The 18,133-nt window shown below is 48.3% G+C and carries 12 protein-coding genes and 6 tRNA genes; 3 read left to right on the top strand and 15 right to left on the bottom strand.

Annotated elements, in window-relative coordinates:
- Nucleotides 1-308 precede the first annotated feature (308 nt).
- Nucleotides 309-515 (top strand): DUF2061 domain-containing protein, encoded by a 207-nt coding sequence (locus tag EZMO1_RS10010; RefSeq protein ID WP_034873592.1) that lies wholly within the window; start codon nucleotides 309-311, stop codon nucleotides 513-515.
- On the top strand, nucleotides 512-724 hold the full coding sequence (locus EZMO1_RS28085; protein WP_034873087.1) for a DUF4250 family protein: 213 nt from the start codon (nucleotides 512-514) through the stop codon (nucleotides 722-724). Before EZMO1_RS10010 ends, EZMO1_RS28085 begins: the two co-directional genes overlap by 4 nt.
- A gap of 101 nt (nucleotides 725-825) precedes the next feature.
- On the opposite strand, the gene EZMO1_RS10000 is transcribed toward EZMO1_RS28085, so the two are convergent.
- The 3 genes from EZMO1_RS10000 to EZMO1_RS09990 all read right to left on the bottom strand — a co-directional run bounded on the left by EZMO1_RS10000 (nucleotide 826) and on the right by EZMO1_RS09990 (nucleotide 5,130).
- A tRNA-Arg gene (locus EZMO1_RS10000) sits at nucleotides 826-902 on the bottom strand.
- Nucleotides 903-938: 36 nt separating this feature from the next.
- Nucleotides 939-1,015, bottom strand: a tRNA-Arg gene (locus EZMO1_RS09995).
- A 224-nt stretch (nucleotides 1,016-1,239) separates the two neighbouring features.
- A complete protein-coding gene (locus EZMO1_RS09990; protein ID WP_034873086.1) occupies nucleotides 1,240-5,130 on the bottom strand; it encodes an autotransporter outer membrane beta-barrel domain-containing protein in 3,891 nt (1,296 codons plus the stop codon).
- A gap of 466 nt (nucleotides 5,131-5,596) precedes the next feature.
- Between EZMO1_RS09990 and EZMO1_RS09985 the strand changes: the two genes are divergently transcribed.
- Nucleotides 5,597-6,289: an alpha/beta hydrolase family protein gene (locus EZMO1_RS09985; RefSeq protein ID WP_160174013.1), complete on the top strand. Its 693-nt coding sequence runs from the start codon at nucleotides 5,597-5,599 to the stop codon at nucleotides 6,287-6,289.
- Between the two features lie 17 nt (nucleotides 6,290-6,306).
- Here the strand turns inward: EZMO1_RS09985 and EZMO1_RS09980 are convergent.
- The 12 genes from EZMO1_RS09980 to EZMO1_RS09925 form a co-directional block, all read right to left on the bottom strand.
- Nucleotides 6,307-6,383, bottom strand: a tRNA-Arg gene (locus tag EZMO1_RS09980).
- Between the two features lie 25 nt (nucleotides 6,384-6,408).
- A tRNA-Ser gene (locus tag EZMO1_RS09975) sits at nucleotides 6,409-6,501 on the bottom strand.
- 71 nt (nucleotides 6,502-6,572) lie between these two features.
- A tRNA-Arg gene (locus tag EZMO1_RS09970) sits at nucleotides 6,573-6,649 on the bottom strand.
- 25 nt (nucleotides 6,650-6,674) lie between these two features.
- Nucleotides 6,675-6,767: transfer RNA gene (locus EZMO1_RS09965), tRNA-Ser, on the bottom strand.
- A gap of 219 nt (nucleotides 6,768-6,986) precedes the next feature.
- Nucleotides 6,987-7,190, bottom strand: coding sequence for a carbon storage regulator CsrA (gene csrA / locus EZMO1_RS09960; protein ID WP_034873085.1), 204 nt, complete (start codon nucleotides 7,188-7,190; stop codon nucleotides 6,987-6,989).
- A 458-nt stretch (nucleotides 7,191-7,648) separates the two neighbouring features.
- Nucleotides 7,649-8,890, bottom strand: a complete 1,242-nt coding sequence (locus EZMO1_RS09955) for an aspartate kinase (RefSeq protein WP_034873084.1) — start codon at nucleotides 8,888-8,890, stop codon at nucleotides 7,649-7,651.
- Between the two features lie 129 nt (nucleotides 8,891-9,019).
- A complete protein-coding gene (gene alaS / locus EZMO1_RS09950) occupies nucleotides 9,020-11,641 on the bottom strand; it encodes an alanine--tRNA ligase (RefSeq protein ID WP_034873083.1) in 2,622 nt (873 codons plus the stop codon).
- A 130-nt stretch (nucleotides 11,642-11,771) separates the two neighbouring features.
- Nucleotides 11,772-12,332 carry a tRNA-uridine aminocarboxypropyltransferase gene (locus tag EZMO1_RS09945; protein WP_160174012.1) on the bottom strand — a complete coding sequence of 187 codons (561 nt, stop codon included), beginning with the start codon at nucleotides 12,330-12,332 and terminating at the stop codon, nucleotides 11,772-11,774.
- A gap of 172 nt (nucleotides 12,333-12,504) precedes the next feature.
- Nucleotides 12,505-12,975, bottom strand: a complete 471-nt coding sequence (locus tag EZMO1_RS09940) for a regulatory protein RecX (RefSeq protein WP_034873082.1) — start codon at nucleotides 12,973-12,975, stop codon at nucleotides 12,505-12,507.
- A complete protein-coding gene (gene recA / locus EZMO1_RS09935; RefSeq protein WP_034873081.1) occupies nucleotides 12,975-14,018 on the bottom strand; it encodes a recombinase RecA in 1,044 nt (347 codons plus the stop codon). Before recA ends, EZMO1_RS09940 begins: the two co-directional genes overlap by 1 nt.
- A 132-nt stretch (nucleotides 14,019-14,150) precedes the next feature.
- Entirely contained in the window at nucleotides 14,151-14,633 is a 483-nt protein-coding gene (locus tag EZMO1_RS09930) for a CinA family protein (protein ID WP_034873080.1), read from the bottom strand.
- A 134-nt stretch (nucleotides 14,634-14,767) separates the two neighbouring features.
- Nucleotides 14,768-18,058 carry a hybrid sensor histidine kinase/response regulator gene (locus tag EZMO1_RS09925; RefSeq protein WP_051789376.1) on the bottom strand — a complete coding sequence of 1,097 codons (3,291 nt, stop codon included), beginning with the start codon at nucleotides 18,056-18,058 and terminating at the stop codon, nucleotides 14,768-14,770.
- Nucleotides 18,059-18,133 lie beyond the last annotated feature (75 nt).

The following is an 18,133-nucleotide window of genomic DNA, read 5'->3' as shown; positions in this document are numbered from 1 at the left end:
ACGAGCTAGAGGGCTGAGTTTACATCCAGCCTTTAAGCCTGCCACGTGATAACAGCCCTGGCTCATTCAGCCGGGGCTGTTTTGTTTTTGTTCAGTAAAGAGCAAAAAAGCCAGCTCTAGATTCATCCCGCTATTCTCTTGACCCGGAACGTTAACCAACAAGTATTAAGCAGGGAATTTACCTATACAAACATCAAATGATAATAATTATCATTTATCTATCGATTGCATAGACAATCTCAATTAGAACTGCACTGACTTGTTCGCATACCATGCAACTAAGACACAAGCCCAGCGACGATAGAGAAATGAAAACATTCACCTTTGCCGTCACACATTTTACTGTTGCTTTCGCCGTTGCTTACCCCTTAACCGGTAGCTTTGTTGTAGGTGGTGCTATCGCGCTGGTTGAACCAATGGTGAACACTGTCGCTTATGCAATTCATGAACGCATCTGGGAGCGGATCAAGTTCAGGAAAGAGGTAGTCAACCCTCAAAATATGGTGGCCATATGAATAACCTGTCATTAACTGAACAGAGCCTTAAGCAAATGGAGCCAGCCATTAGCCTTAGTCTGATTAATATGAAACTGCGTAATCAGTTTTCATCCTGGCAGAAATTGACAAGTTACTATGATTTATCAGAAGGGTTTACTGAGCAGCTGTTACTATCGAACAACTGGCACTACGATCAGAAGCATAATCAGCTAAAGCTCACAGAATAAGGAGAAGGCTATTTTAAATAGCGACGATGACCAGACTATGGATTTTATCGATTGCGTATACGAAAAAAGCCCTGCTAATTCACTAGCAGGGCTTTTTAATATGGCGCGCTCGGGAGGATTCGAACCTCCGACCGCCTGGTTCGTAGCCAGGTACTCTATCCAGCTGAGCTACGGACGCTGTATTTGAGCAAAGATCATCTCAAAATTGTTAACTTGGCGCGCTCGGGAGGATTCGAACCTCCGACCGCCTGGTTCGTAGCCAGGTACTCTATCCAGCTGAGCTACGAGCGCCCTGCGTCAACGGAGGCGAACTATAGAGATTTCACGGTAATGAGTCAACGGTTATTAACGCAATTGGCTGATTTTATTATGAATATTGAATAGTTTTTCAGAGACACTGACTACTCAATGAAGACGCATAAAAAAAGCCCCGCGAAAGCGGGGCAATAAGTTCAGGTCTTGTTACAGACACTGGTGGTTAAAATTGTCTCTGATCATAATTGACCAGTCCTGAATCAGAAGTCATAACGAACACTGGCTACAATACCGTGGGCAGTGTAGTCATCCTGCCAGTTGTAGTCATAATTCAGACCCAGAGTCAGGTTGTTGTTCATCTCGTACTTCACGCCAACACCGGCCAGTACTCGATTTTCTTCACGACCTTTGCCGGTTAAGCGATAAGTTCCACCACCGTTCAGGAAAGTACCTTCAACTTTTGGCTTCTTGTCCTTAAAGTCGTGGTACCCCATCAGGGTAAACTCAGGCTTCAGTACACCGTTGGAAACATCGAAGTCAGCCATCAGTTTCAGACCAGCACCCAGTTCCATCACTTCAAAGTCATCCAGTTTCACAGACTGTGCAAACGCACCCTGACTCTGCTTTTCTTTGAAGTCGTCGAATTTAACCTTGACGTAATTAAACTCTACCTGAGGCTGGATGAGCCACTGGTTGTACTGGTAGTTGTAACCACCCACCAAGCGGGCACCCAGGGTGTCACTCTTGGTATCGGATTTATAAGTACCCTGACTGGTCTTCCGCTTCATGTCGATATCGCCGCGACCATAGGTCCACATGGTATCGAAGAAGTAGTTATTCATGGTCCAGCCAGTGTAGAGAGTACCCATGAAGGTATCACCACTGGCGTCACGACCTGATTTGTTGGTTTCGGTTTTAACATCACCATAAGTGAAGGCAAAACCAACGGTCAGCTCCTCATTCAGCATGGCATCAAGACCAAGGTTGATACCGTTAACTTTGTTTTCAAAGCCACGGATATCTTTCTTGTCGTCCATCTCACCGCTGCTGTGGAAGTACTCACCCCAGAAGCCTTGCGACTCAAACATATCACCAGTGGCAATACCGGTACGATGTCTGTTGAGGTGACGGCTGATAGACTGATTGGCTTTCTGAGTCACTGTGACAGCAGCCATACCCATGCCTACATGTGGATCCCACTGGTTCTCAGAAGCCACTCTCTGATAGCCTTCAGTACTGATAGCTTTCAACATTTCAGTACCAATCTGAGTACTGGGTGCATTCATGGCTGACTGATATGCAGCATTGGCAACTTCAGAATCATTAGTACTTAACCCCTTGGATCGCAATGCAGATCTGAGGTCAGTGTTGTACTTCATACTAATGGTGTATGTGGTACTACCATCATTAGCCTTAGGCTCTTTCACTGTCACATCAAACAGTGGGTTGTCACTATCGGGCTTCTCAAACTCTCCTTCCCTATGCTCGTAGCTAACCACCGCAAGATCATAAACGACATCACCTTCCTTAGCCTTGTCATGGATGGCTTTCAGACGTGCGTAAACGTCCTGCTCACTGCTCTGATTCAAATCATTTTTGAGTACGACCCTGTTGTTCCCTTTTAAAGTCAAGGTTCCATTTCCAACTTCTGCAGGGGCTACAGCACCACTACCGTCCTCAATTTTCAGATAAGGCGTACTGAGTCGAGCCTCATTAACATCTGCAAGGTCTAAGGCAACCCCAAGCTTTGCACCCTGCTCGAAGGTTACATTACCTTTGACAGTCACTGGGGAGACATCATCCGCTAGATCTTTTGACTTGTAGATGACAGGTTCCGCACCACCTCTGACATCCACGTTGCCAGTAATAATAATTGACCGAGTTTCAGTCGTCTCAAAACCAGTACCGTCATCTTTCATCTTGGAGAGCTTAGTACTGCCAGGAGCAAGATGAACAGGACCAGAAATGGTAAATGACTTAACATTTGTCACATTACCGCCCTGATAGACACCGGATTTCAAGTCAACAGAAGACCCTTCAAAAGCCTTCTCGTTTTCAGACGCAGTTTCATGAGCATCCAGACCAGCAAGATTACCTTCCAGCAAACCGCCATCCAGAACAATGGTATGGAAACCATCAACATCATGAATAACAGTTACGCCCTTACCCACGGTGAGATCCAGTTTATCGCTACCGTGAATAGTATTGCCAGCCAGTGAATACCTGAGAACCTTGGCACCTTCACCCAGTGTCAACTTGTTGATTCTGTCATCTTTACTACCAATGTGATCAGAGATCAAAGTACCGTCAACGGTTCCTTCTTCAAACTTTTCAACATTAGCCATGACTTTAGCGTCTTTACCAATCTTGAAGGTATCTACGCCAGCAATCCGCTCTTGAGTGACAGATTTCTCTCCGTCTTTATTGATAGTGGTAACTTCGAACTCTTTCTGCTGATTCGCACCACGAATTGTTGTCAGGCCAGCGGTTTCTTTAGTCTTGGCATCTTGCTTGCCAGCCTTTTCATCTTTCTTATCCGAAGATGATGTAGCGGCAGCTGCAACGACTGACTGAATCGTGGACTTGCCTTCAATCACCAGATTCTCTGCAACGATTTCCGTACCGTCTTTCATACCGATTTCAGAATCCCTGATGGTCATATTCTGGGTACCTGCACCTCCCTCGGTTACAGGAACACCCAGACCATCAGATTTCAGGTTTGAAGAAGTAATCTCTACATCCTGATAACCACTAACGGTCACCATACCTTTTTTCGACTGAATTTCAGCACGGGTACGCTTGCGTGCTATGACATCGCCAGATTTGCCATCTTTGGTCTCTGCACGAACTTCTGTATTTTCATAAGGTTTGCCAACCAATGGCAGGTAGGTTTCCGTCACCTTACCGTCGGCGTCAGCGGTGAAGCCAGCCACATTTTCAGCGTCTTTGATCTGAACCTTGGCAGCATTCACACTTTCTTTCGAATGGAAAGAGGACTTCTCTGTCACAATAAAGGTATCAACCGGCTTTTCTTTACCAACTGATTCCTGATAAACGTCAGAGCTGTCTGCGATGACATAGGTACCATACGGATCGGTAGCTACGGCCTTTTCAGGTGTTGCAAAGTGCACACCAGGCATTGGCTTCGCAGCACTGGTTTTGAACTTATCCAGCTCTACCGTACTTTCAGTGAAAACGACGTCTTGAGGATCGCCTGTTTTATTAAACAACTCAGGCACTTCTGCCTGAACGCGCGCCATGAAAGCGTCAAAAAGCTCTGGATTGCGTAAATCGAAACCCTTAAGCCTGATAACCTGTGGAGCAGTGTCCGCTTTGGCTTTAGGATCCTTTGCAGCAGGATCTTTTACCAGAAACATCTTTTTAAAATCATCTGATTTGATTTCACTCAGCTGCTTGAGTGCTTTATCAACTTTTTCTTGGTATTTTGCATCGTCTTCACCTTTAGCCTTAGGAGCTAAAGCACCAATACCGACCGACGACGCTTCTACAGAAGCGACTGTCGCCTTGGCTGGATTACGGGCAGCAGCAAAGTCAACTTTCTCAGCCGGCTCAGCATATAGCTCTTTGCGACCTGCCTGCGGTTTTTTTCCACCTTCACCAGTATCATTCTTTGCATCCTGCTTGGCGAAAAGATCTTTAAGGCCAAAAGCATCTCTATTTGCTTTGACGTAGTTAAGAACGCCTTCCCGGGCTGTTTGCACTTCTTTCTTTGCAGTTTCAACTTCACCCGTTAGCCTATCAACTTCTGCCTTTTCACTGTCTTTAATGTTTTGTGGTTTCGGCTTATTGTCTGAACCATTAGGCTCGTTGAAAGCAGCCTCGGCACTCTTAAGCTGAGTTTCTAATCCAGAAAGCTTGCTGACTGCATCCACTGATTTCTTTTGCATTTCGGCGAAAATCGCCTTAATCCCAAAGTTAGCGGTATTTTTATCAAGGTCTGTTTTGAGTCCATCCGAAATTTCTCGCAAAATTTTCATTTGCTCATCAGAATCAGCTTGCTTACCGTTCAAAAAAGTTTCCGGATTGAACTTAGGCTGATCATCAGCTTGTAGATATGTCCCATAACCACCGAGTGCCGATACCACGGCCAAAGAAAGCAGTGTTTTTTTAAACACCTGAACTTGTTTCATTATTCCAACTCCAACTTCTAGTCTGGATTTTATGCTCGTTGAATTATCTCGATTTTGAGCTCTCACAAATAAATAAAAGTGTCAGACACACAGCCTGAAGGCTCGGTATCGTACAGTTGGCGAACAATAAACTTAAATATTGTTTTAGAATTAAAAAAGGTTTTATAAATTCTTTAAGTTGCTAAAAGTGAAAAACTTTACAATCTGTTTTTCTATAACTATTTTCTTAGGTTTGCTATGTGAAGTGTGCCGAAAGAAAAGAACATTATTTTATTGAGTGGTAACATCGTTCTATTAAAAAACGGATGAGTTCAAAACAAAAATGCATCGGTTATTATTTATATCAGCACTTTTCCTTCTTACTTCCTGCCAGTCTTTTCATTCTGAGGAAGTAACAGAGCAACTCACCAAACACAAACACTTCAGTAAAAAAATAATACCCACCACGGGTTACTCAATTGCATCAATGCAACCGGACCAGCCGATAAAATCAGACATTTTCAGAATCTATATTGAAGGCGATGGCAAAGCCTGGATGCGCAGTGGACGCCCTTCCCCCGACCCGACACCGGTCAACAGACTGGTGCATCAACTTATGCTGCAGGACCCCAAACCGGAAATAGCCTATCTGGCTCGCCCCTGTCAGTTTTCAATGGAAAAAGGTTGCACCCCTCACACCTGGACCTTTGGCAGATACAGTAACAGTGTCGCAAACTCCATGAATGATGCCATCTCAAGTCTTAAGCACCAGTACAAATTCAAAACCCTTGAACTGGTTGGCTATTCCGGCGGAGCCACCATTGCACTTCTGATTGCAGCCAGACGCGATGATGTGATCAGTGTCCGCACCATCGCAGGCAACCTTGATCCGGCATTCACAAATCATTTCCATCGTGTCAGCCCAATGCCAGACGCTCTTAACCCAATCAGACACATTAATGAGTTAAAACAGGTGCCACAAATTCACTTTTATGGAAAAAAAGATTCCGTCATCACCGGAGATGTCAGCCGGCATTATGTCAGTCGATTCCCCGAGCCACACTGCATCAAGACAATGGCGATTGAAGGCGCAAACCATCATGATGGCTGGACAACAGAATGGGCTGAATTATTAGAAAAAGAGATTCCGTGCCATACGAAAAAAGCCCACATCAAATGATGTGGGCTTGAATATAATGGCGCGCTCGGGAGGATTCGAACCTCCGACCGCCTGGTTCGTAGCCAGGTACTCTATCCAGCTGAGCTACGAGCGCGCAAATTCTTTTGTCTAATCAAGTATGGCGGTGAGGGAGGGATTCGAACCCTCGATACGGCTACAAACCGTATACTCCCTTAGCAGGGGAGCGCCTTCAGCCTCTCGGCCACCTCACCAGCAGACGACTCAATACTAACAACAATTGTCGTTAGCTTTCAAATACTTAATTAGCCATTCAATCAACAAATGGCGCGTCCGGGAGGATTCGAACCTCCGACCGCCTGGTTCGTAGCCAGGTACTCTATCCAGCTGAGCTACGAGCGCGCAAATTCTTTTGTCTAATCAAGTATGGCGGTGAGGGAGGGATTCGAACCCTCGATACGGCTACAAACCGTATACTCCCTTAGCAGGGGAGCGCCTTCAGCCTCTCGGCCACCTCACCGGGAACGCTCGCTATATTACCTTCAACGCCCTGAAATGCAAGCTTTTTTATTCAACGACTCATTAAACGACACAACCTTTTTATTTAACCGAATCTAATCCGATTCTGACAAACAACATGTGTCATACATGCCATACAAAAACACCCGACTAAAGAGTCAGGTGTTTTATTTAACCGCAAATTCTCTGCCAGCCAGAACGGCTGATTTATTTGTGAGTATCAGTAATTCTCAGGTGCGGAAACAGGGACGCCATGCTCTTTTTCCTTCTGGATTCGCTGGTATATTTCTTCGCGGTGGACGGCGACTTCTTTGGGGGCATTCACTCCAATGCGCACCTGGTTACCTTTTACGCCCAGTACAGTGACCGTGACCTCGTCCCCAACCATCAGGGTCTCTCCTACACGGCGAGTCAGAATCAGCATTACAATCTCCTTATTTACATCTCTGTAAGTCAACGACCGTCAATCCTGAGCACGGCGGCGCAATGGTTTTATTACCGAAGCAATCAGGCCTGAGCCAGAATGGTTCATAATTCACCAGAACAGAGGCGAAATCACAGCGGCGGTTAGCCTACCCTGCTTTCTACTCTTTTGACTGCCTTGTTATCAGCCCGGGCATGGGATATGCCAGCCCACCGATTCATGCTTAAGAATTACTCAGCACAACAAGTCTAGCCGCCGAACTCAACATTTCCATGCGTATTTTTACTAGCAGAGAAATGTAGTCATAAATCATTCAAATTAAACAGCATGTTTGAGCACAGACAGTCTAGTTGATATATCTGCACCCGTTGGGAATGACGGTAGTTTTTTTCCTATCGACCCTAATAGTCGATACTACCCCGACGCCATCATACCCGAGTCAAGGTACGTTCGGGTGGTTAGACATCGTTTTCGGCGGCTGGTTCCTTATCCAGTTCAAAAACCGAGTGCAAAGCCCGAACGGCCAGCTCCAGATACTTTTCAGCGATGATCACAGACACCTTGATTTCAGAGGTGGAAATAATCTGAATGTTAATTCCCTCATAAGCCAGAGCCTGAAACATTTTTGTTGCCACACCGGCATGAGAGCGCATACCCACACCCACAATGGACACTTTGGCAATTTTACTGTCGCCATCGTGCTCTTTTGCCCCCAGCTCTTCACAGATCCGGGCCACCACGTCCATGGTACGGTGATAATCGTTACGATGAACCGTGAAAGTAAAGTCAGTGGTACGATCATCCGCGACGTTCTGAACAATCATGTCCACTTCAATATTGGCAGCACTGACCGGCCCCAGTATACGAGAGGCAACGCCGGGAATATCCGGAACACCCTTGATGGTGATTTTTGCTTCATCTCGGTTAAAGGCAATGCCGGATACAACCGGTGATTCCATGGCGACGTCCTCTTCCAGCGTGATCAAAGTACCAGGTCCATCCTGGAACGTATGCAAGACTCTTAAATTAACGTTGTATTTTCCGGCAAATTCCACGGCACGAATCTGCAACACCTTTGAACCAAGGCTGGCCATTTCCAGCATTTCCTCAAAGGTCACCTGATCCAGCCGGCGCGCACTGTCTACCACCCGTGGATCTGTGGTGTAGACACCATCGACATCGGTGTAAATCTGACATTCATCCGCTTTCAGGGCAGCTGCCAGGGCTACAGCAGTGGTATCGGAGCCACCACGCCCCAAAGTGGTAATATTGCCTTGTGCATCACAACCCTGAAAACCGGCAACCACCAGCACCCTGCCTTCAGCCAGATCCTGCTTCATACGATGGGTGTCGATATCCCGGATGCGGGCCTTGGTGTGAGCATCATCGGTGGTAATTCGAACCTGCCCACCGGTGTAGGACCGGGCTGGACAGCCTCTTTCTTCCAGAGCCATAGACAGCAGTGCAATAGTGACCTGCTCACCGGTAGACAGGAGTACGTCCATTTCCCTGGGAGAGGGGTGTTTCTGAAGGGTGGTGGCGAGATCGGTCAGACGATTGGTTTCTCCACTCATAGCGGAAACAACCACTACGATGTCATGCCCTTGATCTCTGAATCCTTTCACCTTGTCAGCGACCCCCTGAATGCGATCCAGATCGCCTACGGAGGTGCCGCCAAATTTTTGTACTAACAGCGCCATTTTTATTTCTTTCTTACATCATTGTGCCGAGACAGAAATTTACCACGAATGACCCTGGGTAAAAAGCTGTCTGGCACAATCAGTCCAGTCAGGCAAGCCCCGGACTTAAGCCCGGAGCTAGCCGCTCCGTTACAGTTTTGCTTCCAGCCAGCCAGCAATTGACTCGATAGCAGCGTTCAGATGTTCAGGCTGAGAACCGCCACCCTGAGCAAAATCCGGACGACCGCCACCTTTACCACCTACCTGTTCTGCCACCATTTTCAGCAGATCACCGGCCTTGACCTTACCGGTCAGATCTTTGGTGACACCGGCTGCCAGCGGGAATTTGCCTTCAGCAGGTACGGCCAGGAAAACAATACCGGATTCCAGTTTGTTCTTGAGCTGATCGACCATATCGCGCAGTGACTTCGGATCAACGCCTTCAACAGCTGTTGCCAGAACCTTCACACCATTAACTTCAACAGCCTTGCTTAGCAGATCAGCACTGCCAGCAGATGCCAGCTTCTGTTTGAGCTGCTGCATCTCTTTTTCCAGCTTGCGATTCTGTTCCAGAAGCCCTTTCACCTTGTCCAGAACAGAATCCTGAGAGCCTTTGACCAATGCAGCCACGGACTTCAGCGTATCTTCCAGACTTTCCTGACGTTCATCTGCATTCTGGCCGGTCACTGCTTCGATACGACGCACACCCGCGGCAATGCCTGATTCAGCCAGAATACGAATGGAACCGATATCACCTGTACGAACTACGTGAGTACCACCGCACAATTCAACAGAGAAGTTCCCGGCTCCCATGGACAACACACGCACTTCATCGCCGTATTTTTCACCGAACAGCGCCATGGCGCCTTTCTTCTGGGCTGCTTCCATATCCAGCAGTTCGGTGGTGACTTCCGTATTGGCACGAATCTGTTCGTTAACCATGCGCTCAATGGCACGCAGTTCTTCCGGTTTAACCGCCTCAAAGTGAGAGAAGTCAAAGCGCAGACGCTCAGGATCAACCAGAGAACCTTTCTGGGTCACATGATCACCCAGCACCTTGCGCAGGGCTGCGTGCAGCAGATGAGTGGCAGAGTGGTTCAATGCCGTTGCGTGACGATTTTCAGCATTGACTTCAGCTTCAACCTTATCGCCAACGTTCAGTTCGCCGGAGAGAATACGGGCAATGTGCAGGTGACTGTCACCCTGCTTCAGAGTATCCAGCACTTCGATAGCACCACCGGCAAACGTCAGGTTGCCAGTATCACCCACCTGACCGCCGGATTCTGCATAAAACGGTGTTGCTTCCAGAACCACAGTAGCCTGCTGACCTTCGGTGACAGAGTTAACGGCCTGCCCTTCCACAAACAGTGCTTTAACCGCCGAGCCGCCCTGCAGCGACTGATAACCGGTAAATTCAGTGACACCATCAATGGTCAGCTGTTCGTTGTAGTCCATACCAAACTTGCTGGCAGCACGGGCGCGCTCACGCTGGGCTTCCAGCGCCTGATTAAAGCCTTCCGTATCGACCGTCAGTTCACGTTCACGGGCAATATCTTCCGTCAGGTCCACCGGAAAACCATAAGTGTCGTACAGTGTAAAGACAACATCACCTGGAATAACTGAGCCATCCAGAGCAGACAGTTTGTCTTCCAGCAGTCGCATGCCTTTATCCAGAGTTTTGGTAAACTGCTCTTCTTCCTGCAACAGAATGCGCTCAATCTGAGCCTGATCAGACTTCAGTTCGGGATACGCATCACCCATTTCACGTACCAGAGAACCCACCAGCTTGTAGAAGAAGGTTTCAGTTGCACCCAGCTTGTGACCATGACGGCAGGCGCGACGAATAATACGACGCAGGGTGTAGCCGCGACTTTCGTTAGACGGCATAACGCCATCAGAGATCAGGAAAGCACTGGAACGAATGTGGTCTGCAATCACTCGCAGTGAACCAACCGTGGTATCAACGCCACCCAGCAGCTTGGAAGCATCGTTCAGCAGACCCTGGAAGATATCGATGTCGTAGTTGCTGTGACCACCCTGCAGAATGGTGGAGATACGCTCCAGACCCATGCCGGTATCCACAGAAGGCTTAGGCAGAGGCTCCATGGTACCGTCAGCCTGACGGTTGTACTGCATGAATACGATGTTCCAGATCTCGATAAAGCGATCACCATCTTCTTCCGGCGTGCCCGGACGCCCACCCCGGATATGATCACCATGGTCGTAGAACACTTCGGTACATGGACCACAGGGGCCAGTGTCGCCCATCTGCCAGAAGTTATCAGAGGCGTACGGTGCGCCTTTGTTGTCGCCAATACGGATGATATTGTCAGCCGGTACACCTACTTCCTTCAGCCAGATGTTATAGGCTTCATCGTCCGTTTCGTACACAGTAACGCAGAGTTTGTCTGCTGGCAGGTTCAGAGTACCGGTCAGAAATTCCCAGGCGTACTGGATGGCATCCTGCTTGAAGTAGTCGCCAAAGCTGAAGTTACCCAGCATTTCAAAGAAGGTGTGATGACGGGCGGTGTAACCCACATTTTCCAGATCGTTGTGTTTACCACCGGCACGTACACACTTCTGGGACGTGGTGGCCCGGGTGTAAGCCCTGTTTTCACGCCCAAGGAATGTATCCTTGAACTGATTCATCCCGGCATTGGTGAACAGCAGGGTTGGATCGTCGTGAGGCACCAGCGAACTGCTGGGCACAATTTCATGCCCTCTTTCCTTAAAGAAGTTAAGGAAGGCAGATCGTATCTCAGAGCTTTTCATACAGGTCTTCCGTCAAGGAGGTTTTAGATAGCAATAGTAAACCGGACATTATATAGAAGCAGGCCGCAGAATCAGCAGGAAATGTCCACCTGTGAGGTATTTTCTTTCAAATATTCAACAGGAACACTGGTCAGGTGAGCTGTCCAGCCTGCTGTAACTGGCGATAGTGACTGCAAAAATCAAACACGGATTGATGAAGGTGACGGGATAATTTCACTGCTCCTTCCTTCCTGAGGACTTCAGCAGCCACCTCTGCAGTACAAAGATGACCCGACTTTTGGTTTCTGCGCAGCGTATAAGACGACTCGGGCACTTGCTCCAGAGACATCAGGGGCAAATTGTGTAGATAAGGACTTTGCCGATACATTTTTCGCGCCTGCTGCCAGGTCGCATCTAACAGAATAAAGAGTTTACCTGATGCAGCAGGCTTTCTTTCAAACCCATCCTGCTGGTAAATCGCATAGGTTTCAGGCATCAACAGATACGGTTGCCAGTCCGGATCATCCAGTGCATTCATTAGCTCTTCTGATGGTTCGACTCTATTCCATGGCACCACCAACGTATCAGGCAGCATTGCCTTTACCAGCTTGCCGGTATTGCTGGTTTTGGCGAATTCTACCGGATGGGTGAGCAGACAAAATCGATGCTCACAGTTGAATTCTGACAGAGACTGACAGAAGCAGTTGGGCACTGCCCGAGAATAGACTGCAAAACCACAGCGGGAACAACAGGACATGGATAAAAACTCAAAAAAATGCTTCCCATTTATGACACAGAAAGCACTATCTGAACAATTGAATTAAAAGACTGAAACTATTTCAACTCAGGATGGTTCAACTCAGGATGGTTCAACTCAGACAGGCTCAACTCAGGCAGGCATTGATATGGCAGGTTAAAAAGCCTCGTTGCGCCAGAAAGCGATACAACTTCGCTCGCTCCGCAGATGTAGGATTTCTATCTTCTCTCAACTTTTTAGTTTTCATTCGACTGGCTTCTTCAAACCATTTGTCGTCATCGTCAAACAGGTAATTTGAAATCAGGCTCTGTGACAGTCCTTTTTGCAACAGCTCCATTCTGATACGTGCCGGGCCATAACCTTTGTTCCCTCTGGCACGTACATAAGCTTCAGCAAAACGGTCATCACTCTGTAAGCCATCATCAACCAATTTATTCAGGGCAGTTTCAACAGACTGTGCCTCAAAGCGACCCTTCAGTTTATAACACAGCTCGGAATAACTGTGTTCACGCCGGGCCAGCAAGTCCATTGCTGCCCGGCGAACGTCCTGTTCAGGCTGCTGTTGTACAGATGGCTGCTGTATGGATAGCTCCGGCATTATTCTGCTAACAGCTGTTCCTGACCAGCACTCTTCGACTCTTCTGTTTCAGAAGCCGTATTCAACAATTCTGCACGAATCTGAGTCTCAATTTCGTTAGCAGTTTCAGGATTTTCTGCCAGGTATTTACAGGCATTGGCCTTACCCTGACCAATTTTGGTGCCTTTGTAGGCATACCAGGCACCAGACTTCTCAACCAGTTTCTGCTTCACACCCAGATCAATCACTTCACCCATGTGGTAGATGCCCTGACCATAAAGAATCTGGAATTCAGCCTGCTTGAACGGTGGTGAAACTTTGTTCTTAACCACCTTGACCCGGGTTTCATTACCAATAATTTCATCACCCTGCTTCACTGCACCGGTGCGACGAATGTCCAGACGCACAGAAGAGTAGAATTTCAGAGCGTTACCACCGGTGGTGGTTTCAGGGTTACCAAACATCACGCCAATCTTCATCCGGATCTGGTTGATGAAGATCACCATGCAATTGGTCTGCTTGATGGAGCCGGTCAGTTTACGCAGTGCCTGCGACATCAGGCGCGCCTGCAGACCTACATGGGAGTCACCCATATCACCTTCGATCTCGGCTTTAGGTACAAGGGCGGCCACCGAATCCACAACAATCACATCGACGGCAGCGGAACGAACCAGCATGTCGGTAATTTCCAGAGCCTGCTCGCCGGTATCGGGCTGCGAGACATACAGGTCTTCAACGTTAACACCCAGCTTGCCAGCGTACTGAGGATCCAGCGCATGCTCGGCATCCACGAAAGCACAGGTTGCCCCCTGTTTCTGGGCTTCGGCAATAACGCTCAGAGTCAGTGTGGTCTTACCGGAAGACTCCGGTCCGTAAATTTCAACAATCCGGCCTTTGGGCAACCCGCCAATACCCAGAGCAATATCCAGCTGCAGAGAGCCTGTAGAAATAGCCGGAATGGCTTCCTGCTTCTGGTCGCCCATCCGCATGACAGCACCTTTACCAAACTGGCGGTCAATCTGACTCAGAGCCGCTGCCAGTGCTTTCTTTCTGTTATCATCCATTGTCTGATCATCCTCAGTGCTTGCCTGCGCATGGCATGGCGGGTATAAATGCTACATATACTGTATATTTAAACACTATCTGTATATTTGTCCAGTATATTTGTCGATTTAAGTTTTGGTTTCAGTTGCAAATTATTGAAGCAGCCTGATCAGTTCGGATAGCGCAACTCTGACCGACTGCTCACGCACCTGCTGCCGGTCACCTGTAAACAGGAAGGCTTCGGAAAAGGTTTTTCCCCGACGATACCACGCGATGTGTACAGTGCCCACCGGTTTATCAACCGTGCCACCACCTGGTCCGGCAATTCCACTGATGGCAATACTGGCCTGCACACCAAGCTTTCTGGCAACCCCCCGCGCCATCTGTTCTGCCACCGGCTGACTGACAGCACCGTAGGTGCTCAGCAGTTCTTCAGAAACATCAAGAAGCCGGTGCTTCATGGCGTTTGAATAGCTGACAATGCCTCCTTCAAACCAGCCAGAGCTGCCGGGAACCGCCGTCAGTACCTGACTGACCCAGCCACCTGTACAGGATTCTGCCGTCGCCATGGTCAACGATTGTTTCTCCAGCTCAACCGACAGCTGCAGAGCCAGATCGGATAATGTTTCAGTCACTGCAACCTCCCGGGGTCTGTTACGCAAGATCGTTATATTATGCCTCTTACGCCAAGAACGGAAGCAGACAACATAGCAGCAGTAATACCAATTCCGTCTTCTAAATATGAATTGGTATAATGCCCGATAAACCACTACCCATTCACGTTCATCTTGTTAATCAAACATTCAAGCTGTTCTAGATCCATGGTTTCACACAACTGCACAACGTAAAGGTTCAGCTCCTGAAAGCCAGGATGGCCTTCAAACTGTTTCACCCGCTCCTGCAGAGACTCCAGATCACCCATTTCCACTGCTTCCCGAATGTATTGGACAAAACATTCCCGTTCTTCTTTGTCCAGTCGGGCAATGAGTTCATCCAGATCCGCAGACAGCATCTGTTTACTGCGGGTCAATTTAAACTCGATCCCCAGCTGCCGCTCAATCAGCTCATAGAGTTCGGCCGCATCAAACGGCTTGCCAATAAACCCGTCAAACCCTTCCATCAACAATCCGGATCGGGCTTCCTGACTGACACTGGCTGTGACAGCAATCACCTTGATACGCCGACCGTGGGGACGCTGCCTTATACGACGCAAGGCTTCAATACCATCCAGCACCGGCATACGAATATCCATCAGCACCATAACAAAATCGTGCTGATCCAGAGCCTCAAGCGCTTCTGCGCCATTACAGGCCTGCTGAACCGAAAACCCGGGAATTTCCAGCAAACGCGCCAGCATATCCCGATTACTGTCAATATCATCCACTACCAGAATGGACTGGCCCTTCCAACTCTCGGGCAACTCAGGACAATAGGAATCACGATGCACCCGGTAACACCCCTGAAGGTCCTCAACGTTACCGACTTCCAAAGGAATATCAAACTCAAAGCAGCTCCCCCTGCCCACTTCACTCGACACCGTCAACTCCCCTCCCATGGCAGTCACAAGGTGGCGACTGATTGCCAGCCCCAGACCGGTTCCCCCGGCCATATAGCCTGACTTTAACTGTCTGAACGGCTCAAACACCCTTTGCAGTCCTGATTTATCGATACCGATTCCCGTATCTTCAACAGCAAAGTAAAGTGTCTCGCCTCTCTGCTCAACCAGCATCCTGATCCAGCCGGAGTGAGTGTATTTCACACCATTGCTCATGAGATTCAGCAGAATCTGTCTTAGCTTGATTTCGTCCGCAACAATCACTGGCGGCAAATCGGAGGAAGACTCGACTTTCAATACCAGACCTTTGCTATTGGCTTTTTCCAATAACATGTTGCGAACATCCGACAACATTTCCCGCAAGTCCATGGTCACCGGATGCAATTCAATCTGGCTCGATTCGATTTTGGTCAGATCCAGAATATCGTTGATTAAAGACAACAGGTGCCTTCCACTGGATTCAATCGTACGCAGACTTTTTTCATGCTCTGCCCGAATCTCACGATCCTGCAGCAACACCTGCGTATAACCCAGAACACCATTGAGAGGCGTTCTGAGTTCATGACTCATATTGGAAAGAAATAATCCTTTGGCACGGTTCGCCCGTTCTGCCTGTTCCTTGGCTTCTGTCAGTTCGCATTCAATCCGCTTACGCTCGGTAATATCCCTGACCACCATGGAAATCAGCAAGCCATCATCGGTTTCCAGTGGATTACTGGTGATATCAACCGGAAATACTCTGCCATTGCGATCAATACCGTAAGACTCAAACCCCGTCAGGCAAAACTGTTCCCAACTAACAGACCCCAGATCACCCAGCAACGGGTGCGTCGAGCGACAGTTCAGAGGGGTCAACAAACGCAGGGGCATGTTCACCAGTTCATGCTGTTCAAAGCCAAACAACCTTTCAGCGCGCCCATTAATCATGCTGATAATGCCTTCCGGCGTGGAAATCACCGTCGCGTCCGGCGCCGAATCCAGCAGTGCCTTGAATTTGCGGGTATCATTAATACGCTCGGTAATGTCGTTGGCCATCCCCTCTATTATCGAGTAGCTGCCTTTAACATCGAACATATCGCTCCAGAATATTTCCAGACGCCGGTGGCGACCATCGCTGTGCAACACTTCCAGCTCAAAGGTCGTCGGGTTATCCGACAGCACACCTTGCAGCTGCTCCTTAAACAGCTCTCGCTGTGAGTCCTCGACAATAAAACGACTGAATGGACCTAAAAACTCTACGGGCTTATAGCCCAGTATCGATTGAATCGACGGGCTGACATGAATAATCCTTCCCTGTTCATCCAGATTAAAATAAAAGTACTGCCCCCTGAGCTTTTGCACCAAGTGGCCAATATTATTGGCACGCATGTCATGAAGCGCCTGATCCCGTTCAGCCAGTTTTTCAAGCAATTGCTGAAAGCTTTCTGCCAGACTGCCCACTTCATCGTCAGACATTTTGGCGATAATCGGGTAGCTCTGCCGGTAGGTAAAATCATCCATCGACTGCTTCAGCTGCGTCAGCGGACGCGTAATACGATCAGACACCAGACAGGCGCAGGTAAAAATCAGTAACAGCGAGATCAACATAATCAAGGCATCGACCTTGGCCTGCTCCCTGACCATGCCCAAAGCGACATCCCGCCGGATATGGGTAATCAGCCACCAGGGCCCCGACCGTATAGGCGCGCCAAAAAACCAGTACTCGTGTTCACGCATGGGAATCCACGATTTACGCAGTACCGGTTTGCCTTTTTCGATCAACCTTGACAGATCATCCCACAAGCCCGGGGTACCATAGACATCCAGCGTCTCGAAAATAGTATGGTGGTGAGCCCTGCGAGCCGTTTTACTGTCGGTATGGAGATAGTCACCCTGTTGGCTGATAATCGAGAATTTGGGCTGCCCCACATTCGTATCAATCACCCGAACCCTGAGGTCACTGAGACAAACATCCAGTTTTAAAATACCGAGACGCTTCCCCCCTTTTAACAAAGGCTGCACATAGCTGATGATCTTGCCACCGTTCTGTAACGAATCCGACTCAACCCAAAGACTATGGTCATCATCGTCCACTCTCGGCCAGGCTTTTACCAACAGGGAACCAAAGGTATCAATTCCTTCTACAACTTTGATGGATTGCCCATACCGTAAAGCCTGAATACCTTCCAGCTGGCCGGAACCCTGATCAAACCAGATCAGACCAATCCCTCTCAACAACGCATTACTGTCCAGCGTTCTCAGCAACAAGTCTCCGGGCAACCAACTTAATCCGTCACTAGTAGAACCGATCATCCCCGCAACAATGTCAGCCTGCTGCACCAGATTAACAATGTAGGCATCTACCTCGTTGGCATAGTGCCAGACCTGTTCGGTGAGGCGTTTGGCCACGGTATCCGTTGCCTGATGAATAGATAAATAGAGATGAATACCAAAAATCAGGTTGTAAAGCAGCGTGACAGGAACGACCGTAAAAAAGATGATTTTTTTGCGAATTGAGAACAGCACAGCTCAACTGTCACGTTATTAGAATTGAACGCTAAGAATAGACCATATTTCTATAAACAAAATGCTTCAGAATCA

It is taken from the genome of Endozoicomonas montiporae CL-33, assembly GCF_001583435.1.
Taxonomy (GTDB): domain Bacteria; phylum Pseudomonadota; class Gammaproteobacteria; order Pseudomonadales; family Endozoicomonadaceae; genus Endozoicomonas_A; species Endozoicomonas_A montiporae.
The sequence above is the reverse complement of the archived record's forward strand: the minus strand, read 5'-3'. Positions and strand labels throughout refer to the sequence as shown.

Bases quoted from the DNA above. Each gene is read 5' to 3' on its own strand.
- EZMO1_RS10010 (WP_034873592.1), top strand. From the start codon at position 309: ATGAAAACATTCACCTTTGCCGTCACACATTTTACTGTTGCTTTCGCC.
- EZMO1_RS28085 (WP_034873087.1), top strand. From the start codon at position 512: ATGAATAACCTGTCATTAACTGAACAGAGCCTTAAGCAAATGGAGCCA.
- EZMO1_RS09990 (WP_034873086.1), bottom strand. From the start codon at position 5,130: ATGAAACAAGTTCAGGTGTTTAAAAAAACACTGCTTTCTTTGGCCGTG.
- EZMO1_RS09985 (WP_160174013.1), top strand. From the start codon at position 5,597: ATGCAACCGGACCAGCCGATAAAATCAGACATTTTCAGAATCTATATT.
- csrA (WP_034873085.1), bottom strand. From the start codon at position 7,190: ATGCTGATTCTGACTCGCCGTGTAGGAGAGACCCTGATGGTTGGGGAC.
- EZMO1_RS09955 (WP_034873084.1), bottom strand. From the start codon at position 8,890: ATGGCGCTGTTAGTACAAAAATTTGGCGGCACCTCCGTAGGCGATCTG.
- alaS (WP_034873083.1), bottom strand. From the start codon at position 11,641: ATGAAAAGCTCTGAGATACGATCTGCCTTCCTTAACTTCTTTAAGGAA.
- EZMO1_RS09940 (WP_034873082.1), bottom strand. From the start codon at position 12,975: ATGCCGGAGCTATCCATACAGCAGCCATCTGTACAACAGCAGCCTGAA.
- recA (WP_034873081.1), bottom strand. From the start codon at position 14,018: ATGGATGATAACAGAAAGAAAGCACTGGCAGCGGCTCTGAGTCAGATT.